Origin of the sequence: Limnohabitans sp. T6-20 (genome assembly GCF_003063505.1) — a bacterium.
Taxonomy (GTDB): Bacteria; Pseudomonadota; Gammaproteobacteria; order Burkholderiales; family Burkholderiaceae_C; genus Limnohabitans_A.
The window spans coordinates 813,811-835,039 of record NZ_NERW01000001.1; the positions used below are offsets into that span (position 1 = coordinate 813,811).

Annotated in this window: 19 protein-coding genes and 1 riboswitch; of the genes, 15 read left to right on the top strand and 4 right to left on the bottom strand. The window is 61.1% G+C overall.

The genetic code is table 11. The features are described from left to right. The first annotated feature begins 6 nt into the window (after positions 1 to 6). The 8 genes from B9Z33_RS03825 to B9Z33_RS03860 all read left to right on the top strand — a co-directional run bounded on the left by B9Z33_RS03825 (position 7) and on the right by B9Z33_RS03860 (position 8,563). Positions 7 to 1,185, top strand: coding sequence for an acetyl-CoA C-acetyltransferase (locus B9Z33_RS03825; protein WP_108285650.1), 1,179 nt, complete (start codon positions 7 to 9; stop codon positions 1,183 to 1,185). After that, complete coding sequence (locus B9Z33_RS03830) at positions 1,185 to 1,985, top strand: ABC transporter ATP-binding protein (protein WP_108285651.1); 801 nt, start codon at positions 1,185 to 1,187, stop codon at positions 1,983 to 1,985. Before B9Z33_RS03825 ends, B9Z33_RS03830 begins: the two co-directional genes overlap by 1 nt. Before the next feature lie 82 nt (positions 1,986 to 2,067). Then, complete coding sequence (locus B9Z33_RS03835) at positions 2,068 to 2,784, top strand: ABC transporter ATP-binding protein (protein WP_108285652.1); 717 nt, start codon at positions 2,068 to 2,070, stop codon at positions 2,782 to 2,784. Between the two features lie 11 nt (positions 2,785 to 2,795). Next, on the top strand, positions 2,796 to 3,668 hold the full coding sequence (locus B9Z33_RS03840; protein WP_108285653.1) for a branched-chain amino acid ABC transporter permease: 873 nt from the start codon (positions 2,796 to 2,798) through the stop codon (positions 3,666 to 3,668). Between the two features lie 3 nt (positions 3,669 to 3,671). Next, the gene (locus tag B9Z33_RS03845; RefSeq protein WP_108285654.1) at positions 3,672 to 4,679 is read left to right on the top strand and encodes a branched-chain amino acid ABC transporter permease; all 1,008 of its coding nucleotides are present in this window, start codon (positions 3,672 to 3,674) and stop codon (positions 4,677 to 4,679) included. Positions 4,680 to 4,694: 15 nt separating this feature from the next. Beyond that, positions 4,695 to 5,495 (top strand): enoyl-CoA hydratase-related protein, encoded by an 801-nt coding sequence (locus tag B9Z33_RS03850; protein WP_108285655.1) that lies wholly within the window; start codon positions 4,695 to 4,697, stop codon positions 5,493 to 5,495. 140 nt (positions 5,496 to 5,635) lie between these two features. Beyond that, positions 5,636 to 6,862, top strand: a complete 1,227-nt coding sequence (locus B9Z33_RS03855; protein ID WP_108285656.1) for an ABC transporter substrate-binding protein — start codon at positions 5,636 to 5,638, stop codon at positions 6,860 to 6,862. A 60-nt stretch (positions 6,863 to 6,922) separates the two neighbouring features. Beyond that, positions 6,923 to 8,563, top strand: a complete 1,641-nt coding sequence (locus tag B9Z33_RS03860; protein ID WP_108285657.1) for a 3-(methylthio)propionyl-CoA ligase — start codon at positions 6,923 to 6,925, stop codon at positions 8,561 to 8,563. 146 nt (positions 8,564 to 8,709) lie between these two features. On the opposite strand, the gene B9Z33_RS03865 is transcribed toward B9Z33_RS03860, so the two are convergent. Continuing rightward, positions 8,710 to 9,453 carry a tyrosine-protein phosphatase gene (locus tag B9Z33_RS03865; RefSeq protein WP_108285658.1) on the bottom strand — a complete coding sequence of 248 codons (744 nt, stop codon included), beginning with the start codon at positions 9,451 to 9,453 and terminating at the stop codon, positions 8,710 to 8,712. Between the two features lie 112 nt (positions 9,454 to 9,565). Further along, positions 9,566 to 9,653: riboswitch (S-adenosyl-L-homocysteine riboswitch) on the top strand. Positions 9,654 to 9,708: 55 nt separating this feature from the next. On the opposite strand from B9Z33_RS03865, the gene metH reads away from it, so the two are divergent. Genes metH through B9Z33_RS03895 form a run of 6 tightly spaced genes read left to right on the top strand, consistent with a single transcriptional unit; the run spans position 9,709 to position 17,801 of the window. Further along, positions 9,709 to 12,420, top strand: a complete 2,712-nt coding sequence (gene metH / locus B9Z33_RS03870; protein WP_108285659.1) for a methionine synthase — start codon at positions 9,709 to 9,711, stop codon at positions 12,418 to 12,420. 5 nt (positions 12,421 to 12,425) lie between these two features. Continuing rightward, the gene (locus B9Z33_RS03875) at positions 12,426 to 13,496 is read left to right on the top strand and encodes a DUF6352 family protein (RefSeq protein ID WP_108285660.1); all 1,071 of its coding nucleotides are present in this window, start codon (positions 12,426 to 12,428) and stop codon (positions 13,494 to 13,496) included. A gap of 38 nt (positions 13,497 to 13,534) precedes the next feature. Beyond that, positions 13,535 to 14,740, top strand: coding sequence for an ABC transporter substrate-binding protein (locus B9Z33_RS03880; protein ID WP_108285661.1), 1,206 nt, complete (start codon positions 13,535 to 13,537; stop codon positions 14,738 to 14,740). A 1-nt stretch (position 14,741) separates the two neighbouring features. Then, the gene (locus tag B9Z33_RS03885; protein ID WP_108285662.1) at positions 14,742 to 16,460 is read left to right on the top strand and encodes an ABC transporter permease; all 1,719 of its coding nucleotides are present in this window, start codon (positions 14,742 to 14,744) and stop codon (positions 16,458 to 16,460) included. After that, positions 16,457 to 17,203 carry an ATP-binding cassette domain-containing protein gene (locus tag B9Z33_RS03890; RefSeq protein ID WP_233252721.1) on the top strand — a complete coding sequence of 249 codons (747 nt, stop codon included), beginning with the start codon at positions 16,457 to 16,459 and terminating at the stop codon, positions 17,201 to 17,203. The genes B9Z33_RS03885 and B9Z33_RS03890 overlap by 4 nt, the downstream gene beginning before the upstream one ends. Then, on the top strand, positions 17,196 to 17,801 hold the full coding sequence (locus tag B9Z33_RS03895) for a CDP-alcohol phosphatidyltransferase family protein (protein WP_108285663.1): 606 nt from the start codon (positions 17,196 to 17,198) through the stop codon (positions 17,799 to 17,801). The genes B9Z33_RS03890 and B9Z33_RS03895 overlap by 8 nt, the downstream gene beginning before the upstream one ends. Positions 17,802 to 17,912: 111 nt before the next feature. On the opposite strand, the gene B9Z33_RS03900 is transcribed toward B9Z33_RS03895, so the two are convergent. Next, positions 17,913 to 18,737, bottom strand: a complete 825-nt coding sequence (locus B9Z33_RS03900; protein WP_108285664.1) for a hypothetical protein — start codon at positions 18,735 to 18,737, stop codon at positions 17,913 to 17,915. 131 nt (positions 18,738 to 18,868) lie between these two features. Beyond that, positions 18,869 to 19,264 carry a hypothetical protein gene (locus B9Z33_RS03905; RefSeq protein WP_108285665.1) on the bottom strand — a complete coding sequence of 132 codons (396 nt, stop codon included), beginning with the start codon at positions 19,262 to 19,264 and terminating at the stop codon, positions 18,869 to 18,871. A gap of 451 nt (positions 19,265 to 19,715) precedes the next feature. On the opposite strand from B9Z33_RS03905, the gene B9Z33_RS03910 reads away from it, so the two are divergent. Continuing rightward, positions 19,716 to 20,027 (top strand): type I restriction-modification system subunit M N-terminal domain-containing protein, encoded by a 312-nt coding sequence (locus B9Z33_RS03910; RefSeq protein WP_108285666.1) that lies wholly within the window; start codon positions 19,716 to 19,718, stop codon positions 20,025 to 20,027. 39 nt (positions 20,028 to 20,066) lie between these two features. Here the strand turns inward: B9Z33_RS03910 and B9Z33_RS03915 are convergent, their stop codons facing one another. Continuing rightward, positions 20,067 to 21,215, bottom strand: coding sequence for a DNA cytosine methyltransferase (locus B9Z33_RS03915; RefSeq protein WP_108286145.1), 1,149 nt, complete (start codon positions 21,213 to 21,215; stop codon positions 20,067 to 20,069). Positions 21,216 to 21,229: the final 14 nt, after the last annotated feature.

Below are 21,229 nucleotides of genomic sequence, written 5' to 3' on the forward strand. Positions count from 1 at the left end.
CACAACATGTCTGAAGCATTCATCGTCGCCGCCACCCGCACCGCAGGCGGGCGTCGGGGCGGGCGCCTGTCCGGCTGGCACCCGGTGGATCTGGCGGCGCAGGTTCTGAACGACTTGGTGGACCGCACCGGGGCCGATCCGGCGCTGATCGAGGACGTGTTCATGGGTTGCGTGAGCCAGGTGGGCGAGCAATCCACCAACGTGGCGCGCAATGCGGTGCTGGCCTCGCGCCTGCCCGAGTCGGTGCCCGGCACCTCGATTGACCGGCAGTGCGGCTCGTCGCAACAGGCGGTGCACTTTGCGGCGCAGGCCGTCATGTCGGGTGCGATGGACATCGTGATCGCAGCGGGCGTCGAGTCCATGACGCGGGTGCCCATGTTCAGTCCCTCGTCGCTGGCCTCCAAGGCGGGCATGGGTTCTTACCAAAGTGATTTGGTCAACCAGCGTTACAACAACGTGGCCTTCAGCCAGTTTGTGGGCGCCGAGATGATGGCCCGCAAATACGGTCTGAGCAAAGACGAGCTGGACCGTTACGCCTTACTGAGCCACCAGCGCGCCTTGGCCGCGACCCAGGCGGGCGCATTCAAGAACGAAATTTTGCCCGTGGCGGTGCGCACCGCAGACGGCGGCGCAACGGGTGAGATGCACAGCGCTGACGAGGGCATCCGCGCCGAAGCGTCGCTGGAGAGCATCCAGAGTGTCAAGCTGCTGCAAGAAGGCGGTGTCATTACTGCCGCCAATGCCAGCCAGATTTGCGACGGCGCTACAGGCGTGATGATCGTCAACGAGCGCGGCCTGAAAGCCCTGGGCGTGCAGCCCCTGGCCCGCATCCACCACATGACCATGATCGGCCACGACCCGGTCATCATGCTCGAAGCCCCCATCCCCGCCACCGAACGGGCCCTGAAAAAAGCGGGCATGAAGATCGACGACATCGACCTCTACGAAGTCAACGAAGCCTTTGCCTCGGTGCCGCTGGCTTGGCTCAAGGCGCTGGGGGCCGACCCGGCGCGCCTGAACGTCAACGGCGGCGCGATCGCGCTGGGCCACCCGCTGGGTGCTTCGGGCACCAAGCTCATGACCACCCTCGTGCACGCGCTGGCTCAGCGGGGCAAGCGCTACGGCCTGCAAACCATGTGCGAAGGCGGCGGCATGGCCAATGTGACCATCATCGAGCGTCTGTGATGCACAGCAGCGCGCCTGAATCCGGCCAGCCCCTGCTCAGCATCTCAGGTGTCACAGTCCGCTTTGGCGGCATCGTGGCCCTGGACGGGGTGTCGTTCGACGTGAATCGGGGTGAGATTTGTGCCCTGATCGGCCCCAACGGCGCGGGCAAAAGCACCTTGTTCAATTGCCTTTCGCGCCTGTATGTGTGCGACAGCGGCACCATCGCCTGGAACGGTCAAGCGCTCAACCAGTTGCCGCGTCACCGCATGGCCGGTCTGGGCATCGGACGCACCTTCCAGAACTTGGCGCTGTTCAAAACCATGACGGTGCGTGAAAACGTGCTCGTTGGCAGCCACAGCCAGCACCATGCGGGCTTTTTGCGCAATGCGTTTCGCCTGCCCGGTGTGGCGCAAGTGGAAGCGCAAGCGGCGGCCAAGGCCGATGAGCTGATCGAATTTTTGGGCCTGCAGGCCGAGGCCCACCGTGTGGTGGGCGACTTGCCTTTTGGCACGCAAAAGCGGGTGGAGTTGGCACGTGCCCTGGCCTCGCAGCCGCAGTTGTTGCTGCTCGACGAGCCCGCTTGCGGCTTGAACCACGAAGAACTGCACAGCCTGGGCGAGATGATCCGCGACATCCGTGACCGCCTGAAGGTCACGGTGCTGCTGGTGGAGCACCACATGGGCCTGGTCATGGGCATTTCGGACCGGGTGGTGGCGCTCAACTTTGGCAAGAAGATCGCCGAGGGCACGCCTGCGCAGGTGCGCCAGCACCCCGAGGTGATCCGTGCCTACTTGGGCGAATCAGAGGAAGAACAATGAACCCCCACGTTCGTCACTGCGTGTACGCACTGCCCCCCGAGGGGGCCCTGTCCACCTTGGGACGGCCCGGCGGAGGACAGCCATGAGCACGCTGCTGGAAGTGCGCGACCTGCATGCGCGTTATGGCAACACCCAAGTGCTGCACGGGCTGAACCTGGACGTGGCCGAGGGCCAGGTCACGGCCTTGCTGGGTGCCAACGGCGCGGGCAAGACCACCACCTTGCGGGCGCTGTGCCAGTTGATGGTGCAGACCACCGGCAGCATCACCCTCGACGGCGTGGCCTTGAACAGCCGCAACACCGAACAGATTGCCCGCCTGGGTGTGGGCCATGTGCCCGATGGGCGCGGCACCTTCATGGCGCTGACCACCGAAGAAAACCTGCGCCTGGGCGCGTTCAGCCGCGCCAGCCGAGAGGGGCAAGCCGAAGACATGGACAAGGTCTACGGCTACTTTCCTCGCCTGCGTGAACGGGCCAGCCAGCAGGCGGGCACCTTGTCGGGCGGCGAGCAACAGATGCTGGCGATTGGCCGCGCTCTGATGGGTCGGCCTCGCTTGCTGTTGCTCGACGAACCCTCGTTTGGTTTGGCACCGCTCGTGGTCAAGGACATCTTTGCCATCATGCGGCGCATCAACCAAGAGCAAAAGGTGTCCATCTTGTTGGTGGAACAAAACGCCAAGCTGGCGCTGGACATTGCAGACACCGCCTACCTGTTGGAGACCGGCCGCGTGGTGCTGCACGGCCCGTCGAGTGACATGCGCAGCAACGATGCGGTGCGCCGCGCCTATCTGGGCGAATAAGGGATTGACCGATGAATGAATTGCTGCACCAAACACTCTCCGGTCTGGCCACGGGCGGTATTTATGCCAGTGTGGCGCTGGCCCTGGTGATGATTTACCAGGCGACGCACCACATCAACTTCGCGCAAGGCGAGATGGCCATGTTCTCCACCTTTCTGGCCTGGATGCTGCTGGACGCGGGGCTGCCGTATTGGGGGGCTTTTGCGCTGACGGTGGTGCTGTCTTTTGTGCTGGCCGCGGCCATCGAGTTTGCCGTGATCCGGCCCATGCACAGCGCGCCCGAGTTGTCGGTGGTGGTGGTCTTCATCGGTTTGCTGGTGATCTTCCACAGCCTGGCGGGCTGGCTGTTTGGCTACACCATCAAGACCTTCCCCAGTCCTTTTCCGGCGGGGGCTTGGTATGGCTCGCAGCTCATGTCGGCACACGAGGTGGGGGCCATTTTTGTGGCGCTGGTCATGGTGGCTCTGTTGTTCTCATTTTTCCGCTTCACGCCCCTGGGCTTGGCCATGCGGGCGGCAGCGCAAAACGCCAACTCGTCGCGCCTGGTGGGCATCTCGGTCGGGCGCATGCTGATGCTGGGCTGGGGCCTGGCCGGCGCCATTGGTGCCGTGGCCGGGATGATGGTGGCCCCGGTGGTGTTTCTGGACCCCAACATGATGACCGGCGTCTTGCTCTACGCGTTTGCGGGCGCCTTGATCGGCGGCATCGACAACCCGGTGGGCGCGGTGCTGGGCGGCTTCATTGTGGGCGTGCTGGAAAACCTGATGGGCAGCTATGTGGTGGGCACCGAGCTCAAACTGACGGTGGCGCTGGTGCTGATCGTTGGGGTGCTGATCGTGCGGCCCTCGGGCCTGCTGGGCAAAAAAATTGTGACGAGGGTCTGAACCATGAAACCGAGTGCGACCCTGAACGCCTCTTTGCCGACGGCCGTTGCCGGTTTGTCGGAGCGCACCGTCAAAGCCGGTTTGCTGGTGCTGCTGATTCTGGCCGTGGGCCTGGCCTTTGTGGCCAAGGGCTACCAGCTGTTTCAGGCCACCATGGTGGTGGCCTATGCGATCGCGCTGGTGGGCCTGAACATGCTGACCGGCTACAACGGTCAGATTTCGCTGGGTCACGGGGCCTTCTTTGCGCTGGGGGCCTATGTCACCGGCATCCTGATGGAACATGCCGATGTGCCCTACTGGGCCACGGTGCCTGCCGCAGCGGTGGTGTGCCTGTTGATCGGTTATCTGTTTGGCCGACCTGCGCTCAAGCTCGAAGGCCTGTACCTGGCACTGGCCACTTTTGCGCTCGGTGTGGCCATGCCGCAATTGCTTAAATACAAACACCTTGAGGCCTGGACCGGCGGTGTGCAAGGCATTGTGCTGATGAAGCCCGATGCGCCTTGGGGCCTACCGCTCACGCAAGACCAATGGTTGTACTTGTTTGCCTTGGCGGTGGCGGTGGTGATGTTCTGGATCGCGCACAACCTGCTGCAAAGCGGCACGGGCCGGGCCATGCGGGCCATCCGCGACCACGCCATGGCGGCCGAAGCCATGGGCGTGGACAACCGGCATTACAAGTCCATGACCTTTGGCGTGTCGGCAGCCTACACCGGCGTTGGCGGTGCCTTGTCGGCGATTGCGGTGCAGTTTGTCTCGCCCGACTCGTTCACCCTGTTCCTGTCGATCTCTTTGCTGGTGGGCATTGTGGTGGGCGGTGTGGGCACGCTCTGGGGCGCTTTGTATGGGGCGATCTTCATCATGTTCGTGCCCAACCTGGCCGAAAAAGTGTCCAAGGCCGCGCCTTGGGCGGTGTATGGCGTGGTGCTGATCTTGCTGATGTTTGTTATGCCCGGCGGCGTGGTGGGTCTGCTGCGCAAGTTGCAGGCCTGCCGATCTGCCCGAAGCCACTGATTTGTTGGAGACACCATGACCTATGACAACCCTATCCTGCTGGAGCGCCAAGGAGATGTGGCTTGGCTGCGCCTGAATATTCCGCAGCGGCTGAACCCCTTGGCGCAGCAGCTGCAAGTGGCGATGCGCGAGCAATTGGCAGCCCTGCGTGAAGACCGCTCGGTGCGGGCACTGGTCATCACCGGCGTGGGCAAGGCCTTTTGCGTGGGGGCCGATTTGGGCAGCATGCGCCCACCTTCTGACCAAAGCCTGGGCGAGCAAACGGCCGACGCCATGGAGGCGCTGTCCAACCGCCTGATCGAAGACATCCGCAGTCTGCCGTTTCCGGTGGTGAGCGCGGTCAATGGCCCCTGTGCAGGTGCAGGTGTGGGCGTGGCGCTGGCGGCAGACATTGTGGTGGCGGCTCAGTCGGCTTACTTTTATTTCCCCTTCATGCCGCGCTTGGGCATCGTGCCGGACCTGGGCAGCACCTGGTTTTTGCAGCGCTCAGCAGGGCGTGCCCGCGCCGTGGGCCTGAGCTTGCTGGGAGAGCGACTGTCTGCGAAGCAGGCCCTCGACTGGGGCTTGATCTGGGCTTGCGTGGAAGACGCAGAGTTGGCTGATCAAGCCCAGTCGTTGGCGCAGCGTCTGGCACAACTGCCCGCCCATGCAGCGCATGAAATCCGGCGCACCTACGACCACGCCGAGAGTGCCAGCTTGCAAGCGCAGCTGCACTATGAGGCCTCGCGCCAGCGCGAGCTGATCGACCGGCCTGAATTTGCCGAAGGCGTGCGCGCCTTCCTCGAGAAACGCGAGCCCAAGTTCCCTCCGCGCTGAAGCCTTTGCAATATCGTCAGTTCCGACGATGCCCCCGAGTGGTCAGGTTTCTACGATGCAAGTGACGCACAAAGCACGAGGCCTTCGGCGGCGGTGTTTCAGCGCCTGATTAAGTTCTTTCATAACGACCAGGAGACAACATGTCCAAATCTTTTGATGCCGGTCTGCGCCGGTCCCTCAAACTCGGTGCCGGCATGTTGCTGGCCAGCGCTTTCCCCTTGGTGTCGCATGCCCAGAAAAAATACGACCCCGGTGCCAGCGACACCGAAATCAAGCTGGGCAACCTGAACCCGTATTCCGGCCCCGCTTCTGCTTACGGCACGGTGGGCAAAGCCATGCAGGCCTACTTTGACAAGGTTAATGCCACAGGCGGCATCAATGGCCGCAAGATCAACTTCATGACACTCGACGATGCCTACAACCCGGCCAAGTCGGTGGAGCAGACTCGCAAGCTGGTCGAGCAAGACGAAGTGTTGCTCATGTTTGGTTCGCTGGGCACAGCACAAAACATCGCAGTGCAGCGTTACCTCAATGCCAAAAAAATCCCCCAGTTGTTCATCAACACCGGTGCCACCCGTTTTGGCGACCCCAAGGCCAACCCCTGGACCATGGGCTGGCAGCCTACTTACCAGGCCGAAGGCCGCTTGTATGCCAAGCACATTTTGCAGACCAAGCCCAATGCCAAAATCGGTGTGCTGATGCAAAACGACGACTTCGGCAAGGACTACTACAAGGGCTTGGTGGATGGTCTGGGCGACAAGGCCAAGACCATGATCACCCACCACCTGACCTACGAGGTCAGCGACCCCACCATTGACAGCCAGATGGTCACCCTCAAGTCCGCAGGCTGCGATGTGTTCGTGAGCATCACGACGCCCAAGTTCGCGGCTCAGGCGATCCGCAAGGCCGCAGAGATTGGCTTCAAGCCCACCCAGTACCTTGTGAGCGTGTCGCAGTCGGCCAGTTCCGTGCTTAAGCCCGCCGGGCTTGAGAACGCCGTGGGCATCATCTCTTCCACCTACTTGCTGACGCCCATGGACCCTGCGGCTGCGGGCAACAAGGACGCGGCCGAATACGCCGCCACCATGAAGCAGTATTACCCCTCCGGCGACCCGGAAGACACCCTGAATGCCAACGGCTATTCGACGGCCGCGACCATGGTGCAAGTGCTGCGCATGGCCGGCGACAACCTCACCCGTGAAAACATCATGAAGCAGGCGGCCAACATGAGCTTCATACCACCCATGCTTTACCCAGGCATCGACATCAAAACCGCACCCGACGATTTCTTCCCGATCCAGAAGAAGGCACTGCAACGCTTCAACGGTAAAACCTACGAAACCATCTTGCAGGCCACCGCCGGTTGATCTGTCAAAAGCGGGAAGCCCGAATGGGCTTCCCCTTGTTCACCCTTCCAGGAGACCTTTATGTTGCAAGGCCTGATGCAAGACCGCCCTTTGCTCATTTCTTCATTGATTGAGCACGCGGCCCGATTCCACCCTGACACTGAAATCGTGTCGCGCTTGCCCGAAGGGCATGTGCACCGCACCACCTGGAAGGGTGTCGGCCAGATGTCCCGGCAAGTCGCCCAGGCCATGCAGGTGCTGGGGGTCAAGCAGGGGGACCGTGTCGGGACCTTGGCCTGGAACTCTTACCGCCACCTGGCGCTGTACTACGGCGTGTCGGGCTGCGGCGCGGTGTTGCACACGGTCAACCCGCGCTTGTTTCCTGAGCAGGTGGACTACATCGTCAACCATGCCGAAGACCAGGTGCTGTTTTTTGACCTGACCTTTGCGCCACTGGTAGCGCAGCTGGCACCCTCGCTCAAGACCGTCAAGACTTTTGTGGCCATGACCGACAAGGCGCACATGCCCGACATCGGCGTGCCCAATGTGCTGTGCTTTGACGACTTGCTGGCCGCGCAAAGCAGCGAGTACACCTGGCCCGAGTTCGACGAGCGCAGTGCGTCTTCGCTGTGCTATACCTCGGGCACCACGGGTAACCCCAAGGGCGTTTTGTATTCGCACCGCTCCACACTGCTGCACACGCTGATGGAACTGGCCCCCGACACTTTTGGCGTTAGCTCGACGGAAACCTTGCTCTTGATCGTGCCGATGTTCCATGCCAATGCCTGGGGCATGCCGTATGCCGCGGCCATGGTAGGAGCCAAGTTGGTGCTGCCTGGCCCGCACTTGGACGGTGAGAGCGTTTACAACTTGATGAAGCAGGAGCGGGTGACGTTCTCGCAAGGCGTGCCCACGGTGTGGATGATGCTGTTCCAGTACCTGGACGCGAACCCGCACTTGGACCCTAAATCGCTCGGCGTCAAGCGCGTGGGCATTGGTGGCGCAGCGGTGGCGCGTGGCATGCTCGAACGCTTTGAAAACCAGTTCGGTGCTGAGGTGGTGCAAGGCTGGGGAATGACCGAGACCAGCCCGATTGGCGTGGTCAGCAAGCTGCTGCTCAAGCACGCGAATGTGCCTGCCGAAGAATTGATCAAGACCAAGCTCAAACAAGGCCGAGGCGTCTGGGGTGTGGACCTGAAAATCGTCGATGAAAACGGCCAGGCCCTGCCCTGGGACGGCGTGGCGTTTGGGCACCTGCATGTGCGCGGCCCGTGGATTGCCAGTGGGTATTACCGACGCGAAGGCGGTGAGGTGCTTGACGAGGAGGGCTACTTCCCCACGGGTGACGTTGCCACCATCGACCCCGACGGTTATCTGCAACTCGTGGACCGGGCCAAGGATGTGATCAAGTCAGGCGGCGAATGGATTTCATCGATCGATGTCGAAAACACCACCAACTCGCACCCGGGCGTGGCCGAATCGGCCGTGATCGGTGTGGCGCATCCCAAGTGGCAAGAGCGCCCGCTCTTGCTGGTGGTGCGCCGTGCGGGCGCGCAGGTCGAGGCCAAAGAGTTGCTGGACTATTTGTCTTCTCGCATTGCCAAATGGTGGCTGCCCGATGACATCGTCTTTGTGGACGCCTTGCCGCACACGGCCACTGGCAAACTGCTCAAGACCAAGCTGCGCGAACAGTACCGGGATCACCGCTTGCCTACGGCTTGATTTTTTTTAGAACTGGCGATAAAGACGGGGCTTGACAAGCAAGAGGGCACAAAGCCCTGTCTTTTTACAGGAGGCCGCCCCTGCGGCCGAATGTGTGCTGTGGCGGGGTGGTCATTCGCGAGCAGACGCTCGCTCCCACCAAAGAATCAATCTTCCAGCAGCATGCGCTGCAATTCGTCCACTTCCTGTGGTGACAGCCCAATCGCCCCGTGCAAATAGTCCGTCATGCCCCCGTGCTGCGCGTCCACCGCTTCAAACGCCGCCTGCAAAAACTCGGGCTGCACCTGCCAGAGCACCTTCATCACATGCGGATGGCCCTTGCCTTCCAGGCTCGGGTCGCGGCGGTAGAGTTGGTTGGTCAACAGATAGTCATGCTCAATGGTGGCACGGTCCACACCCAGCGCTGACAGCACCAGCGCCGCCGCAAAACCCGTGCGGTCTTTGCCCGCTGTGCAGTGAAACACCTGCGGTGTGGGCTGCTCCAGCAAGTGCTTCATGAACCGCCCATACGTGCCCGCGTTGTGGTTCACAAAATCCCGGTAGGTTTCGCGCATCAGCTCCACCGTTTCTTCGGTGGTGGGCACAATACCTTGCGCCACCAGCGCTTGCATGCGGGCGATCACCGTGGGCTCGATCGTCAGGGCCACGCGCTCAACGCCCGGAATGTCATAAGGCGTGACCGTGTATTCCGCCACCCCCCGAAAGTCCAGACTGTGGCTCACCCCCAAGGCCTGCAAACGCGCCACATCGGCATCGCTCAGCCCCGCCAGATGGTCCGAGCGAAACACCTGCCCACGCCGCACGCGCCGACCGTCTGCGGTCAGGTAACCGCCCAGATCGCGGAAGTTGGAAGCGCCTTGGAGGGCGAATGGGTTGGATGCGAGGGTCATGGTGTCTTCAATGTCGATGCCTCATTGTGCGGTTTTCAAACCTTCAAACCTGTCATCTTGGTGCAAATAGGGTTTCGGGGCTCCCTTTCAGGCGTCCGGTTAAAATCCACCCTTCCCCAAGGAGCGTTGCAGCCCGCCGCCTTACAGGCGCAGCAGGTCAGGCTTGGGGCTTGTCCATTGCACAACGACGCTCACCTGTAAGCCCAAGGTGAGCCTGTGTCTGTTGTCGCGCCCGAAATCGTGTCTGTTCCCCCTATGAAGTTGTCCGGTCTGGAGCCTGTCTCCATCGGCACGGGGTCGCTGTTTGTCAACGTGGGTGAGCGCACCAACGTGACCGGCTCCAAAGCCTTTGCCCGCATGATTTTGAACGGCGAGTACGAGCAGGCTTTGGCGGTGGCGCGTCAGCAGGTCGAGAACGGCGCGCAGGTGATCGACGTGAACATGGACGAAGCCATGCTCGACAGCCAGGCGGCCATGGTGCGGTTTTTGAACCTGATGGCGGGCGAGCCCGACATCGCCCGCGTGCCGGTGATGGTGGATTCGAGCAAATGGACGGTGATCGAGGCCGGTCTGCGCTGCATCCAGGGCAAGGGCATCGTCAATTCGATCAGCATGAAAGAAGGTCTTGACGAGTTCAAGCGCCAAGCCAAGCTGGTCAAGCGCTACGGCGCTGCCGCCGTGGTCATGGCGTTTGATGAAAAAGGCCAGGCCGACACCTACGAGCGCAAGATCGAGATTTGCGAACGCGCTTACCGCGTGTTGGTGGACGAGGTGGGCTTCCCGCCCGAAGACATCATTTTTGATCCGAACATTTTTGCGATCGCCACCGGCATTGAAGAGCACAACAACTACGCGGTGGACTTCATCGAAGCCACGCGCTGGATCAAGCAGAACCTGCCGGGCGCCAAGGTGTCGGGCGGTGTGTCCAACGTGTCCTTCAGCTTCCGAGGCAACGACCCGGTGCGCGAGGCCATCCACACCGTGTTCTTGTACCACGCGATCAAAGCCGGCATGGACATGGGCATCGTGAACGCGGGCATGGTCGGCGTGTACGACGACTTGGAGCCCACGCTGCGCGAACGGGTCGAAGACGTGGTGCTGAACCGCCGCCCCGATGCGGGCGAGCGTTTGGTTGAAGTGGCTGACAGCGCCAAGGGCGCGGCCAAAGACGAGAGCACCAAGTTGGCCTGGCGCGGCACACCCGATGCGCCCGTGAGCGTGGCGCAGCGCTTGAGCCACTCGCTGGTGCACGGTATCACCGACTTCATCAGCGACGATACCGAAGAGGCGTATCGCGAGATTCTGGCCAAAGACGGTCGCCCTTTGCATGTGATCGAAGGCCCGCTGATGGACGGCATGAACGTGGTCGGTGACCTGTTCGGCCAGGGCAAGATGTTTTTGCCGCAGGTGGTCAAAAGCGCCCGCGTGATGAAGCAGGCCGTGGCGCATTTGTTGCCCTACATTGAGGCCGAAAAACTCGCACAAGAGGCGGCAGGCGAAGACGTGAAAGCCAAGGGCAAGATCGTGATCGCTACCGTCAAGGGCGATGTGCATGACATCGGCAAAAACATCGTCACAGTGGTCTTGCAGTGCAACAACTTTGAAGTGGTCAACATGGGCGTGATGGTGCCCTGCCACGAAATTTTGGCCAAGGCCAAGGAAGAAAACGCCGACATCATCGGTCTGTCGGGGCTGATCACGCCCAGCCTCGAAGAGATGCAGTACGTGGCGGCCGAGATGGAAAAAGACCCTTACTTCCGTGAGCGTCAAATGCCGCTGCTGATTGGCGGTGCCACCTGCAGCCGCGTGCACACCGCCGTCAAGATCGCGCCCAACTACAGTGGCCCCGTGGTCTATGTGCCCGATGCCTCGCGCAGCGTGGGTGTGGCGCAGGGCTTGCTGTCCGAGCAAGCGGCCAAATTCATCGCCGACTTGAACACCGATTACGTCAAGGTGCGCGAGCAGCACGCCAACAAAAAACAAACGCCCATGTGGACGCTGGCGCAAGCCCGCGCCAACAAGACGCCGATCGACTGGTCACAAGGTGTGCCCGCCGCGCCCAAGTTCATTGGCCGCCGTGTGTTCAAGAACTACGACCTGGCCGAGATCGCGCAATACATCGACTGGGGCCCGTTCTTCCAGACTTGGGACTTGGCCGGGCCATTCCCAGCGATCCTCGATGACGAAGTGGTCGGCGAGCAGGCCCGCAAGGTCTATGCCGACGGCCAGGCCATGCTGCAAAAAATCATCGACGGCCGCTGGGTCACGGCCAACGCGGTGCTGGGCCTGTACCCTGCCAACAGCGTGAATGACGACGACATCGCGCTGTACGCCGACGCCTCGCGCAGCCAAGTCGCCATGACCTGGCGCGGCATGCGTCAGCAAACCGAGAAACACCTGATCGATGGTGTCATGCGCCCCAGCCGTTGCCTGGCCGACTTCGTCGCGCCGCAAGGCACGGCGTCAGACCATGTGGGCCTGTTCGCCGTCACCGCAGGCATTGGCGCTGACAAGCGCGCCGCCGCTTTTGAAGCCGCGCACGACGACTACAGCGCCATCATGCTCAAGTCACTGGCCGACCGCCTGGCCGAAGCCTTGGCCGAGTGCCTGCACAAAAAAGTGCGCACCGACCTGTGGGGCTATGCCGCTGGCGAGGCCCTGAGCAACGCAGACCTGATTGCCGAAAAATACCAAGGCATCCGCCCCGCACCCGGCTACCCCGCCTGCCCCGACCACAGTGCCAAACAAGCCATGTTCGACTTGCTGCAATGCCAAGACATCGGCATGGGCCTGACCGAGAGCCTGGCCATGACGCCTGCAGCCAGCGTGAGCGGTTTTTACATCGCGCACCCCGAAGCGCAGTATTTCAACGTCGGCAAAGTGGGCGACGACCAAGTGCAAGACCTCGCGCAGCGCAGCGGCGTGGAAGTCAAAGACTTGCAGCGCTTGTTGGCCCCCAACCTCTAAACACCATGCACACCTTCTGGACGGCTTGTGGCCATCAACACCTGACGCGCAATGAGCGCGGTTGGCTGGTGCCCAGTCCAGACTACTGGCGGCTGTGGCTGCAGCGCCCCGAAATCGCGCTGGTGCCCGAGTCGTGCAAGGCCGAAAAGCGTTTGCATGCCGCCCTGACCGATGCGCCCAACATGCAGGTCACCCCTGCCGACTACAAACATTTCAAGGACGACGATGTCCGTGAAAATTACAAACTGTTTTTGCGTTTTCGCGATGAAGTGGAAAGCGCGGGCTCACTCGAAGCGGCCTACATGGGCTGGATTCAGAGCGGCAACATCCAGCTACCACCCCTGTTCATTGATCTGGTGGTGCAGGCCATCGTGTGCAATGTGCTGACCGGTGAGGATGACGCTTGGGTCTGGCGTGCCGCTGAGCTGCTGTTCAGACGCCAACGCATCACCGTGCGCGATGGCCGTGTGCTGTCGGGTGACAGCGACACGCTCGACACCTTGCAAGCCACAGGCGGCTTGGGTGAGATGGGCCGCTTGTTGATGGAGGGCGGCGCGCCGCTCAAGGCGGTCGATGTGAAAGTGCTCCACAAGGACAATGAAGACCGTTACCTGTCGCAGCGCGAAGGCCTGGGCCGCTACGCCTTCTTGCTCGACATGACGCACGAAATCCAGAACGAATTGCCGCACGGCTTGATCTTGAAAATGGTCAATGCCCGCTCGGGCCTCAAAGCGCTGGCGGTCGTGCTGACCCGCTGGGTTCAACACTTTTTGGGCGTGTCGGTGCAGATCGAGCCCGTGCAAAAGGTGGACGACCCGGCCTGGCGCTGGCATGTGGGGCTGGACGTCACGGCCACGGCTTTGCTCAATGATTTGTACCAAGGCACCGAGCTGGACGCCAAGCGTCAGCAGCAACTCATCAGCTTGTTCAAGCTGCGTTTTGACAACCCGCAAGACATGCGCGCCGACGTGCAGGGCAAGCCGGTCTATTTGGGCTTGGCCATGAACGAGCAGGGCTTGCTCAAGCTCAAGCCGCAAAACCTGCTGCTCAATTTGCCTTTGGCTGGTGCCATCTGAGCCTTGTTGGATCGGGTGGTATCTCACATGAATTTCACATGACACTTTCGCTATCCATCACGCGCCGCCACGCTTTGGGCTTCTTGGCCACAGCGGCGGTTTGCCCCATCCAGGCCGCGACACCGTGGACCGACACGCTGCGCGCCGCACGCGGCCAAACTGTCTACTTCAACGCCTGGGCGGGCAGCGAGCGCATCAACACTTACCTGCAATGGGTGGCGAGTGAGGTGCAGCGCGACTTTGGCGTCAAGTTGCAGCACGTCAAGATCAGCGACGCGGCCGATGTGGTCAAGCGCGTGCGCGCCGAAAAGCAAGCGGGCCGCCAAGACACCGAAGGCACGGTCGACCTGATCTGGATCAACGGTGAAAACTTCGCCGCCATGAAGCAGGGCGGTTTGCTGTCGGCACCTTTCGCTGCCAACCTCCCCAACTTCCAGTGGGTGGACACAGCAGGCAAGCCCACCACGCTGGTGGATTTTTCGGTGCCCACCGATGGCCTGGAGTCGCCCTGGGGCATGGCGCAGCTCACGTTTTTTGCAGATACCAAACGCCTGCCCCAACTGCCGCAAAACATGGCCGAGCTGCTGGCCCTGGCCCGCAGTCAGCCCGGGCGCATCACCTACCCGCGCCCGCCCGAGTTTCATGGCACCACCTTCGTCAAGCAGGCGCTGATCGAGCATGCGCCGGGTGTGAAAGCGCTGGCCCAGCCCGTGACGCCCGCCGCATTGGAAGCGCAAGCCGCACCGCTGTGGCGCTTTCTGGATGCGCTGCACCCGCACCTGTGGCGCGGTGGCAAACAGTTCCCGCAAAACTCGGCCGCGCAGCGCCAGATGATGGCCGACGGTGAGCTGCTGCTGGCCCTCACGTTCAACCCCAACGAAGCAGCCAACGAGATCGCCGCTAAGCGCTTGCCCGCCACCGTGCAAAGCTGGCAGTTCGCCAAGGGCACCATTGGCAACACGCACTTTGTGGCCATCCCCTACAACGCGCCCAGCAAAGCCGCAGCCCAAGTGGTGGCCAACTTTTTGCTATCGCCCGCCGCGCAAGCGCGCAAGGCCGACATCGACGTGTGGGGCGACCCCACCGTGCTGGATGTGGCGCGTTTGCCCGCCGCAGAGCGCGCACGCTTTCAGTCTGCGCCCCACGCCGGGCAAGTGCGCCAAAGCGCTCCGGCCCTGCCCGAGCCGCATGCCTCGTGGGTCGACGCGCTCGAAAAAGAATGGACCCGCCGCTACGGCGTGTGACATGCCGACCGTGAAGGTGCTTGGGCCTTTGCTGCTGGCCACGTTGGTTGGCCTGCCCATGTTGTGGGCGCTGTCGGTCGCGCTGGTGCAATTGCTGGACGCGCAAGCTTGGCAAGCCTTGTGGGCCGATCCGCAAACTCTGCGGGCTTGGGGCCTCACCTTGTGGACGGGTCTTGCTTCAACCGTTTTGGTCTGGTTAACGGTGGCACGCTTGTTGGCCAGTGGCTTCATCCGCCAACAACTGGGCCGCTGGCTGTTGCATGTGCCCGCCTTGTTGGCCACGCCGCACGCGGCCATGGCCATCGGGCTGGTGCTGTGGCTCTCGCCCAGCGGCTGGGCGCTGCGGCTGGTGTCGCCGGGTATCACTGGCTTTGACGCACCGCCGCCCTGGTTCACCACGCAAGACCCTTGGGGCCTGGGGCTCATCCTGGCGCTGTGGCTCAAAGAGGTGCCGTTTTTGCTGTGGGTGGCCGCCACCCAAATGCAGCGCGAAGACCTGCGCCGCCGCTGGCAAGCCGAATACGCCCTGGCCCAAACCCTGGGCCGCACCCCCGCGCAAGCCTTTGCGCAAATCATCTGGCCGCAACTGGCCCCGCGCTTGCGCTGGCCGCTGCTGGCGGTGCTGGCCTATGGCCTCACGGTGGTCGATATGGCGCTCATCATCGGCCCCGCCACGCCGCCCACTTTGGCGGTGCTGGCCTGGCAATGGCTGAGCGATGCCGACCTGCTCACGCAATCACAAGGCGTGGCGGCGGCGGGGTGGTTGACGGGCACGGTGTTGGTGGCGGGCGTGGTCACGGTGGTGGCTTTGCATACGCTCGCGGCCATGCGCCCATTCGCGAGCAGGGGCTCGCTCCCACTGAGTCAGCCGACTGATCGGGAGGGCTCGTTCCCACAGAAAAGCCCGACATGGGCTTTGCATTTTTGTAGGAGGCTGCCCCTGCAGCCGAATGTCATGTGGACCACCCTCCTCACCACTTACGCCGCCATCTGGTTCGCCCTGACCGTGGGCAGTGTCTCAGGTGTATGGCCTTTCCCCCAAGTGTGGCCCGATCTGTGGACGCTGGGCGCCTGGCAACAAGTGGCCAGCAGCGCGCACACGGTGTGGACCACCTTGGGCCTGGGCGTGGCGTCGGCCAGTGTGTCTTTGTTGTGGTCGGTGGCTTGGCTGGAGCTGGCCCCGCGCCGTTGGCAGCAGGCCTTGCAACCCTGGTTCTTGTTGCCGCTGGTCTTGCCTTCGGTGCTGTGGGTGGTGGGCTTGTACAGCCTGGCGCTGCACACCCGCTTGGAGGGCCAATGGCTGGGCCTGAGCCTGGCGCACGCGGTCATGGTCTTGCCCTATGTGCTGCTGGCGCTGGTGCCCGCCTACCAAGCTGTTGACCCGCGCCAAGCCGCGCTGGTGGCCAGCTTGGGCCACGGCCGATGGGTGTATCTGTGGCGTGTGAAGTGGCCCTTGCTGAAACGCGCCATCGCCTCGGCTTGGGCCGTGGGCTTTGCGGTCAGCGTGGCGCAATACCTGCCCACGCTTTATGTGGGCGCGGGCCGCTTTGCCACCGTCACCACCGAAGCCGTCACCTTGGCTGCGGGCGCGCAGCGCTCGCTCATGAGCGCCTACGCCGCGCTGCAAATGCTCTTGCCCATCGCCGCCTTTGCGCTGGCCGCGTGGCTGGGCAGGCCCCGCCGATTTGAGAAGATCGCCCCCATGAAAGCCACACCATGACCGACACCCCACAAGATGGCCTCTATCACGGAATGAACGACGGCATGAACGACGGCCTGCACGTTCACATCGAACGCTTGGGCAGCGCGCTTCATGCGCTGGTGAGCGGCCTGCGCCTAGACGTGCCGTCCGGCGAAATCCTCACGCTCATGGGCCCCAGCGGCTGTGGCAAAAGTTCGGTGCTCGCGGCCATAGCAGGCACGCTGGCCAGCGTGTCCGAAGGGCTGCAGCCCCTGCAATTGCAAGGCTCGGTGCAACTCAATGGGCGCGAACTCTCGCACCTGCCTACCCATCAACGCGGCGTGGGCCTGGTGTTTCAAGACGCCTTGCTTTTCCCGCACATGACGGTGGCCGAGAATCTGCTGTTTGCCGTGCCCGCCATTTCGACAAACGGCACCCGCAGCACCAACGCGCAGCGCCAAGCCCGCGTGCAACAAGCGCTGCAAGAAGCCGAGCTGATTGGCATGGGCAATCGCGACCCGTCCACGCTCTCGGGCGGGCAGCGTGCGCGTGTGGCGCTCATGCGCGCTTTGTTGGCCGAGCCGCAAGCGCTGCTGCTCGACGAGCCGTTTTCCAAACTCGACGCCGCCTTGCGCGCCCAGCTGCGCCCGTGGGTGTTTGCGCATGTGCGCGAGCGGCGCATCCCGGTGGTGCTGGTCACGCACGACGAACAAGACGTGGCCGACCCGCAGCGTGTGGTGCACTTGCGTGCCGCCACCGAAGAAAGTATCCACCATGTTTGACCGCCACGCCCAAACCCTCTTGCGCCCCGCGCTGAACGCCGCCGCACGCGGCTTGGTTCGCGCAGGCTTCAGCGCCGACGCGTTGACCTGGCTGGGCTTTGCCATCGGCATGGCCGCCGCCGTGGCCATTGCGCTGCAAGCGTGGTGGTGGGGCTTGGCGCTGCTGCTGGCATCGCGCCTGCTCGACGGCCTGGACGGCAGCGTGGCCCGCCTGACCCAACCCACCGACGCAGGCGGCTTCCTGGACATTGCGCTCGACTTCGTGTTTTACGCCGCCATCCCCCTGGCCTTTGCGGTAGCCAACCCCGCCACCAACGCCCTGCCCGCCGCAGCCCTGCTGGCCAGCTTCATCGGCACCGGCAGCAGCTTTTTGGCGTTCGCCGCACTGGCCGAAAAACGCGGGCTTACGGACACCGCCTTGCCCGGCAAAAGCTTTTACTTCTTAGGCGGCCTGACCGAAGCCAGCGAGACCATCGCGGTGTTTGCTGCCATGTGCGTGTGGCCTGAACACTTTGGGGTGTTGGCTTATGGGTTTGCTGCGCTGTGCATGGTGACGACGGGGATGCGGATTGGTTGGGGGTATTGGAGGTTGGTGTGAAGTTAGGCCTCCATGTGATCATCTTGGATGAGACAAATAGGCAAGGACATTTAACGTTTTACATTTGAGGTTTTGCGCAGCTTGTAGGGCAGCGTCCTCTCGATGGAAGGGTTAGACCACATGCTCAACATGACCATCTCCGTATTCGACTCTGTGTAGTCCATATGCGGCTTTCCCTTCGTCGTAGAAGATGACTATTCGCTTGACCCCTACGCTGTTTGCTTTGACGTCCGCTTGCAGGAACTCAACGACCTTCTGCAATCCCGAATGAACGATTTCGGTTTTAAGGCATGTGACTTGATCGCCCTTCGTCGGGACGATTCGAACCTCTACCTCTGCATCTTTGAAAAGAACAATCTGTACCAACTCAATCTTTACGCCTTTTGCGTTCAGTGGCTCGCGATAATTTTTGATGAGTGCGTCGAGTCTGGGAGCGATCTTCCGCTTGTATATGTCATCCCAAATGGGAGTGACGGCAAAAGCAATGACGCTCCCGAGCACAGCCCACGCGATTGGCTCAGCCCCCTTTTTGATCCACTTCCCGACGGTTAAATCAGCGTCGGAGCAGAGTTCGGCCACAAGTTGCTCGTCGTTGTAGTGAGGGAACGGAAGGTAGATGAGCGCCGTTGCTGTGGAAGATTTTCGAAGCTCTTCCATTCCCGAAATGCTGAAACCTCCCAGCACATCTTCGACATCCCCTTCTTCAACGGATACGTCACCTATTAGGCGCCACTCGCCATGTATTTCCGTATCGGGGATAAGGCGAACGTTCTCAATGAAACCAGCAGTCTTCCTTGACATGTCGTGCTGCTGATGCAGTGGAGTGCGCTTGTCTCCCACATAGTCGCAGTAGCGCTGGAGGAACTCTCTCGTCAGCTTCTCCCCCTGAATATCAACACGCGTCCCTCCGATGATTTGGTTTTCATACTTGCGCACTTTGGCTCCTCCTCATGTGGTCTAACGTTTGATCTAACCGGACCGTTGCGGCATGTGGCTAAAGGCCCAGAATGAAATAGCGGGCCTTTAGCCACATGCCGCAACGGTCCGGTTGAGCGAATGGTTAGGCCTCATTCAAAATGACGATAGAACCTGCGCACACTGAACTTCGCGCCGTTAGGGCCTAAGGCCTCGACTTTCTCGCTCTGGATCTGGCGTTCTGCGATTAGCTCATCGACTGCCAAATTGGTGACTTCAAAGTTCGGGTAGTACATGTTGTCGTAGATTTGATCGAAGGTCATTCCCTTTTCGTTCTTGGTAAGCAATGTCCAAATCTCTTCCTTGGACTTCTTTATTGCCCGGATCTCCGAAACTTCCTTGTAGGCCTGATACGAGCCGATAAGGACCATGAGAGATAGTGCGCCGGCAGTTACCGTCCAAAATCTAACCCGAGTTGCCGGAAATAGAATCGGTACAAGTGCGGCGATTGCAAGCGCCAAGCCTGCGATTGAAAGATAGCTATCCATTGAACTGGTCTATTTGAGTTTTATTCGTCGATTGCAAATGCTGCTGACCTTTGCGGCCTAACGTGCTGTAGACCGCAAAACCCGGTTGATACACCCGGTCCGTATCGATACATCTTTTTGTTGAAATCGTTACAAGCGACTTGTGCCATGGGTTTCAGGCCAAGAGCTGTACGTGCATGCAGGTATAAATTTCAAGACCAAAACCGGCACCAATTCATTGCAACTTCCCTCTCGCACCATCCAGCGCAGCAGGCATGAAGCGCCCAACTATACCCAAATAAATACAAAAAATTAGCTACAAAACGCCTTTACGCGTAAACCCCATAAGCACCGCAAACCCACCTCTCAAGCTCAAACTAAAGCTGGGCTTAATCATTAACGCCCCCGCTGACCACTCCGCCCAAACGCCCCTCCGGCGAACCGCCAAAAACAACAATCAGCCCCCGCACAGATGACCGCCAACGCCTTCCACAACATCGCGCAAATTGAAACCAGCCTGTGGGAAGCCGCCGATCAGCTCCGTGCCAACTCCAACCTCACGGCCACCGAATATTCCATGCCGGTGTTGGGCGTGATTTTTTTGCGGCACGCCACCAACCGTTATCAGACCGCGCTGCAAGCCATTGAGGCCGCGCAGGCGGCGGGCATCATGCCCAAGCGCCCGCAGGTCAAGAGCGACTTCATCAAGCGCCGCGCATTGATGCTGCCCGAGGCCGCACACTATGACGCTGTGCTTGACCCCCCGGGGATGGGGGCGTTGTAGTTTTGAGGAATCTTGCGCCATCCAAGGCGCAGCAAGGCATCAAGCCCTGCGTGCCTGCCGCGTGTTTTGTTGGCTTGACGAGTGGTTCAGTTCGGCAATGGGCAATAAAAGATGCCGGCTCAAATGTGTGACGACGGGCACCACCACCCCATCGCCCAAGAGGTGATAAGCCTCGTTGTACTTTTCGGGCAGTTTGTAGTCGTCGGGCAGGCCCATCAAACGAGCTGCTTCGCGAGATGAAATCAAGCGACTTTTGATGCTGTTGCCGTGAACCACCATGATGGTCTGCCTGCTGGAGCCACCACCTGGTGTGCGCAAACATCCGGCAATGCCGTCAAAGCGAACCTCTGCTCTTTGAACGCCGTCGCGTGTGCGTTTGTAAATGGTGCCCACGCGAGGCGAAGGCGATGCTTGAGCTGCAAGAACTTTTCTGCGGTGCAGAGGAGCCATCATGTCAAGCAGTTGCCGCGTTTCTTGCTCTGAATGCCATTGCACGCTTTGCGGATGGGTTTCAATCAAACTCTCAAGTGTGAGCAGGGGTTTCTCGTTTTGCGGGACCGACCACCAACGCCATGCAGCTTTGGCCTCACCCGTCAAACGGTTGTGTGCTCGGATCATGGCGGCAGGGTGCCATGCGGGGTTGGGTGTGTTGGTGTGCGAGAACTCGGGCAATTTCAGATCGGCATCGACCCCCACGATGAACAAGCGTGGCCTGGATTGGGGCAAAAAGTGAATGGCATCGATCAGCATGGCACCCACCAGGTAGCCTTGTGATGCGATGGCTTTGGCAATCAGTTCAAAGTCTTTCCCATCCCGCGAAGTGAGTGCGCCGAATACGTTTTCCAATACAACCATCTTGGGTTTCCGGCCTTCGGTCTGAAGGTCGCAGATCAGCTTCCAAAACCCCCAAAATGCACCTGAGCGTTCACCTTCAAGTCCGGCCCCATCACCCGCCAGTGAAAGGTCTTGGCAGGGAAATGAGCCCCATGCCATGGCGGCATTGGACGGAAGATCTTTGGCCTGCACGTCGTAAATGTCTTTGACTGAAAGATGTTCGCCACCCCAATTTGCTCGGTATGAATTCCCTTTGGTGGCACTGATGTCGTTGGCAAACAAGCACTGCCAATCCGAACCCAGGCCAGCCCGTGCCATACCGCCGCCAGCAAAAAATTCGTAAAAACTGTGCATGTTGATCACCTGAT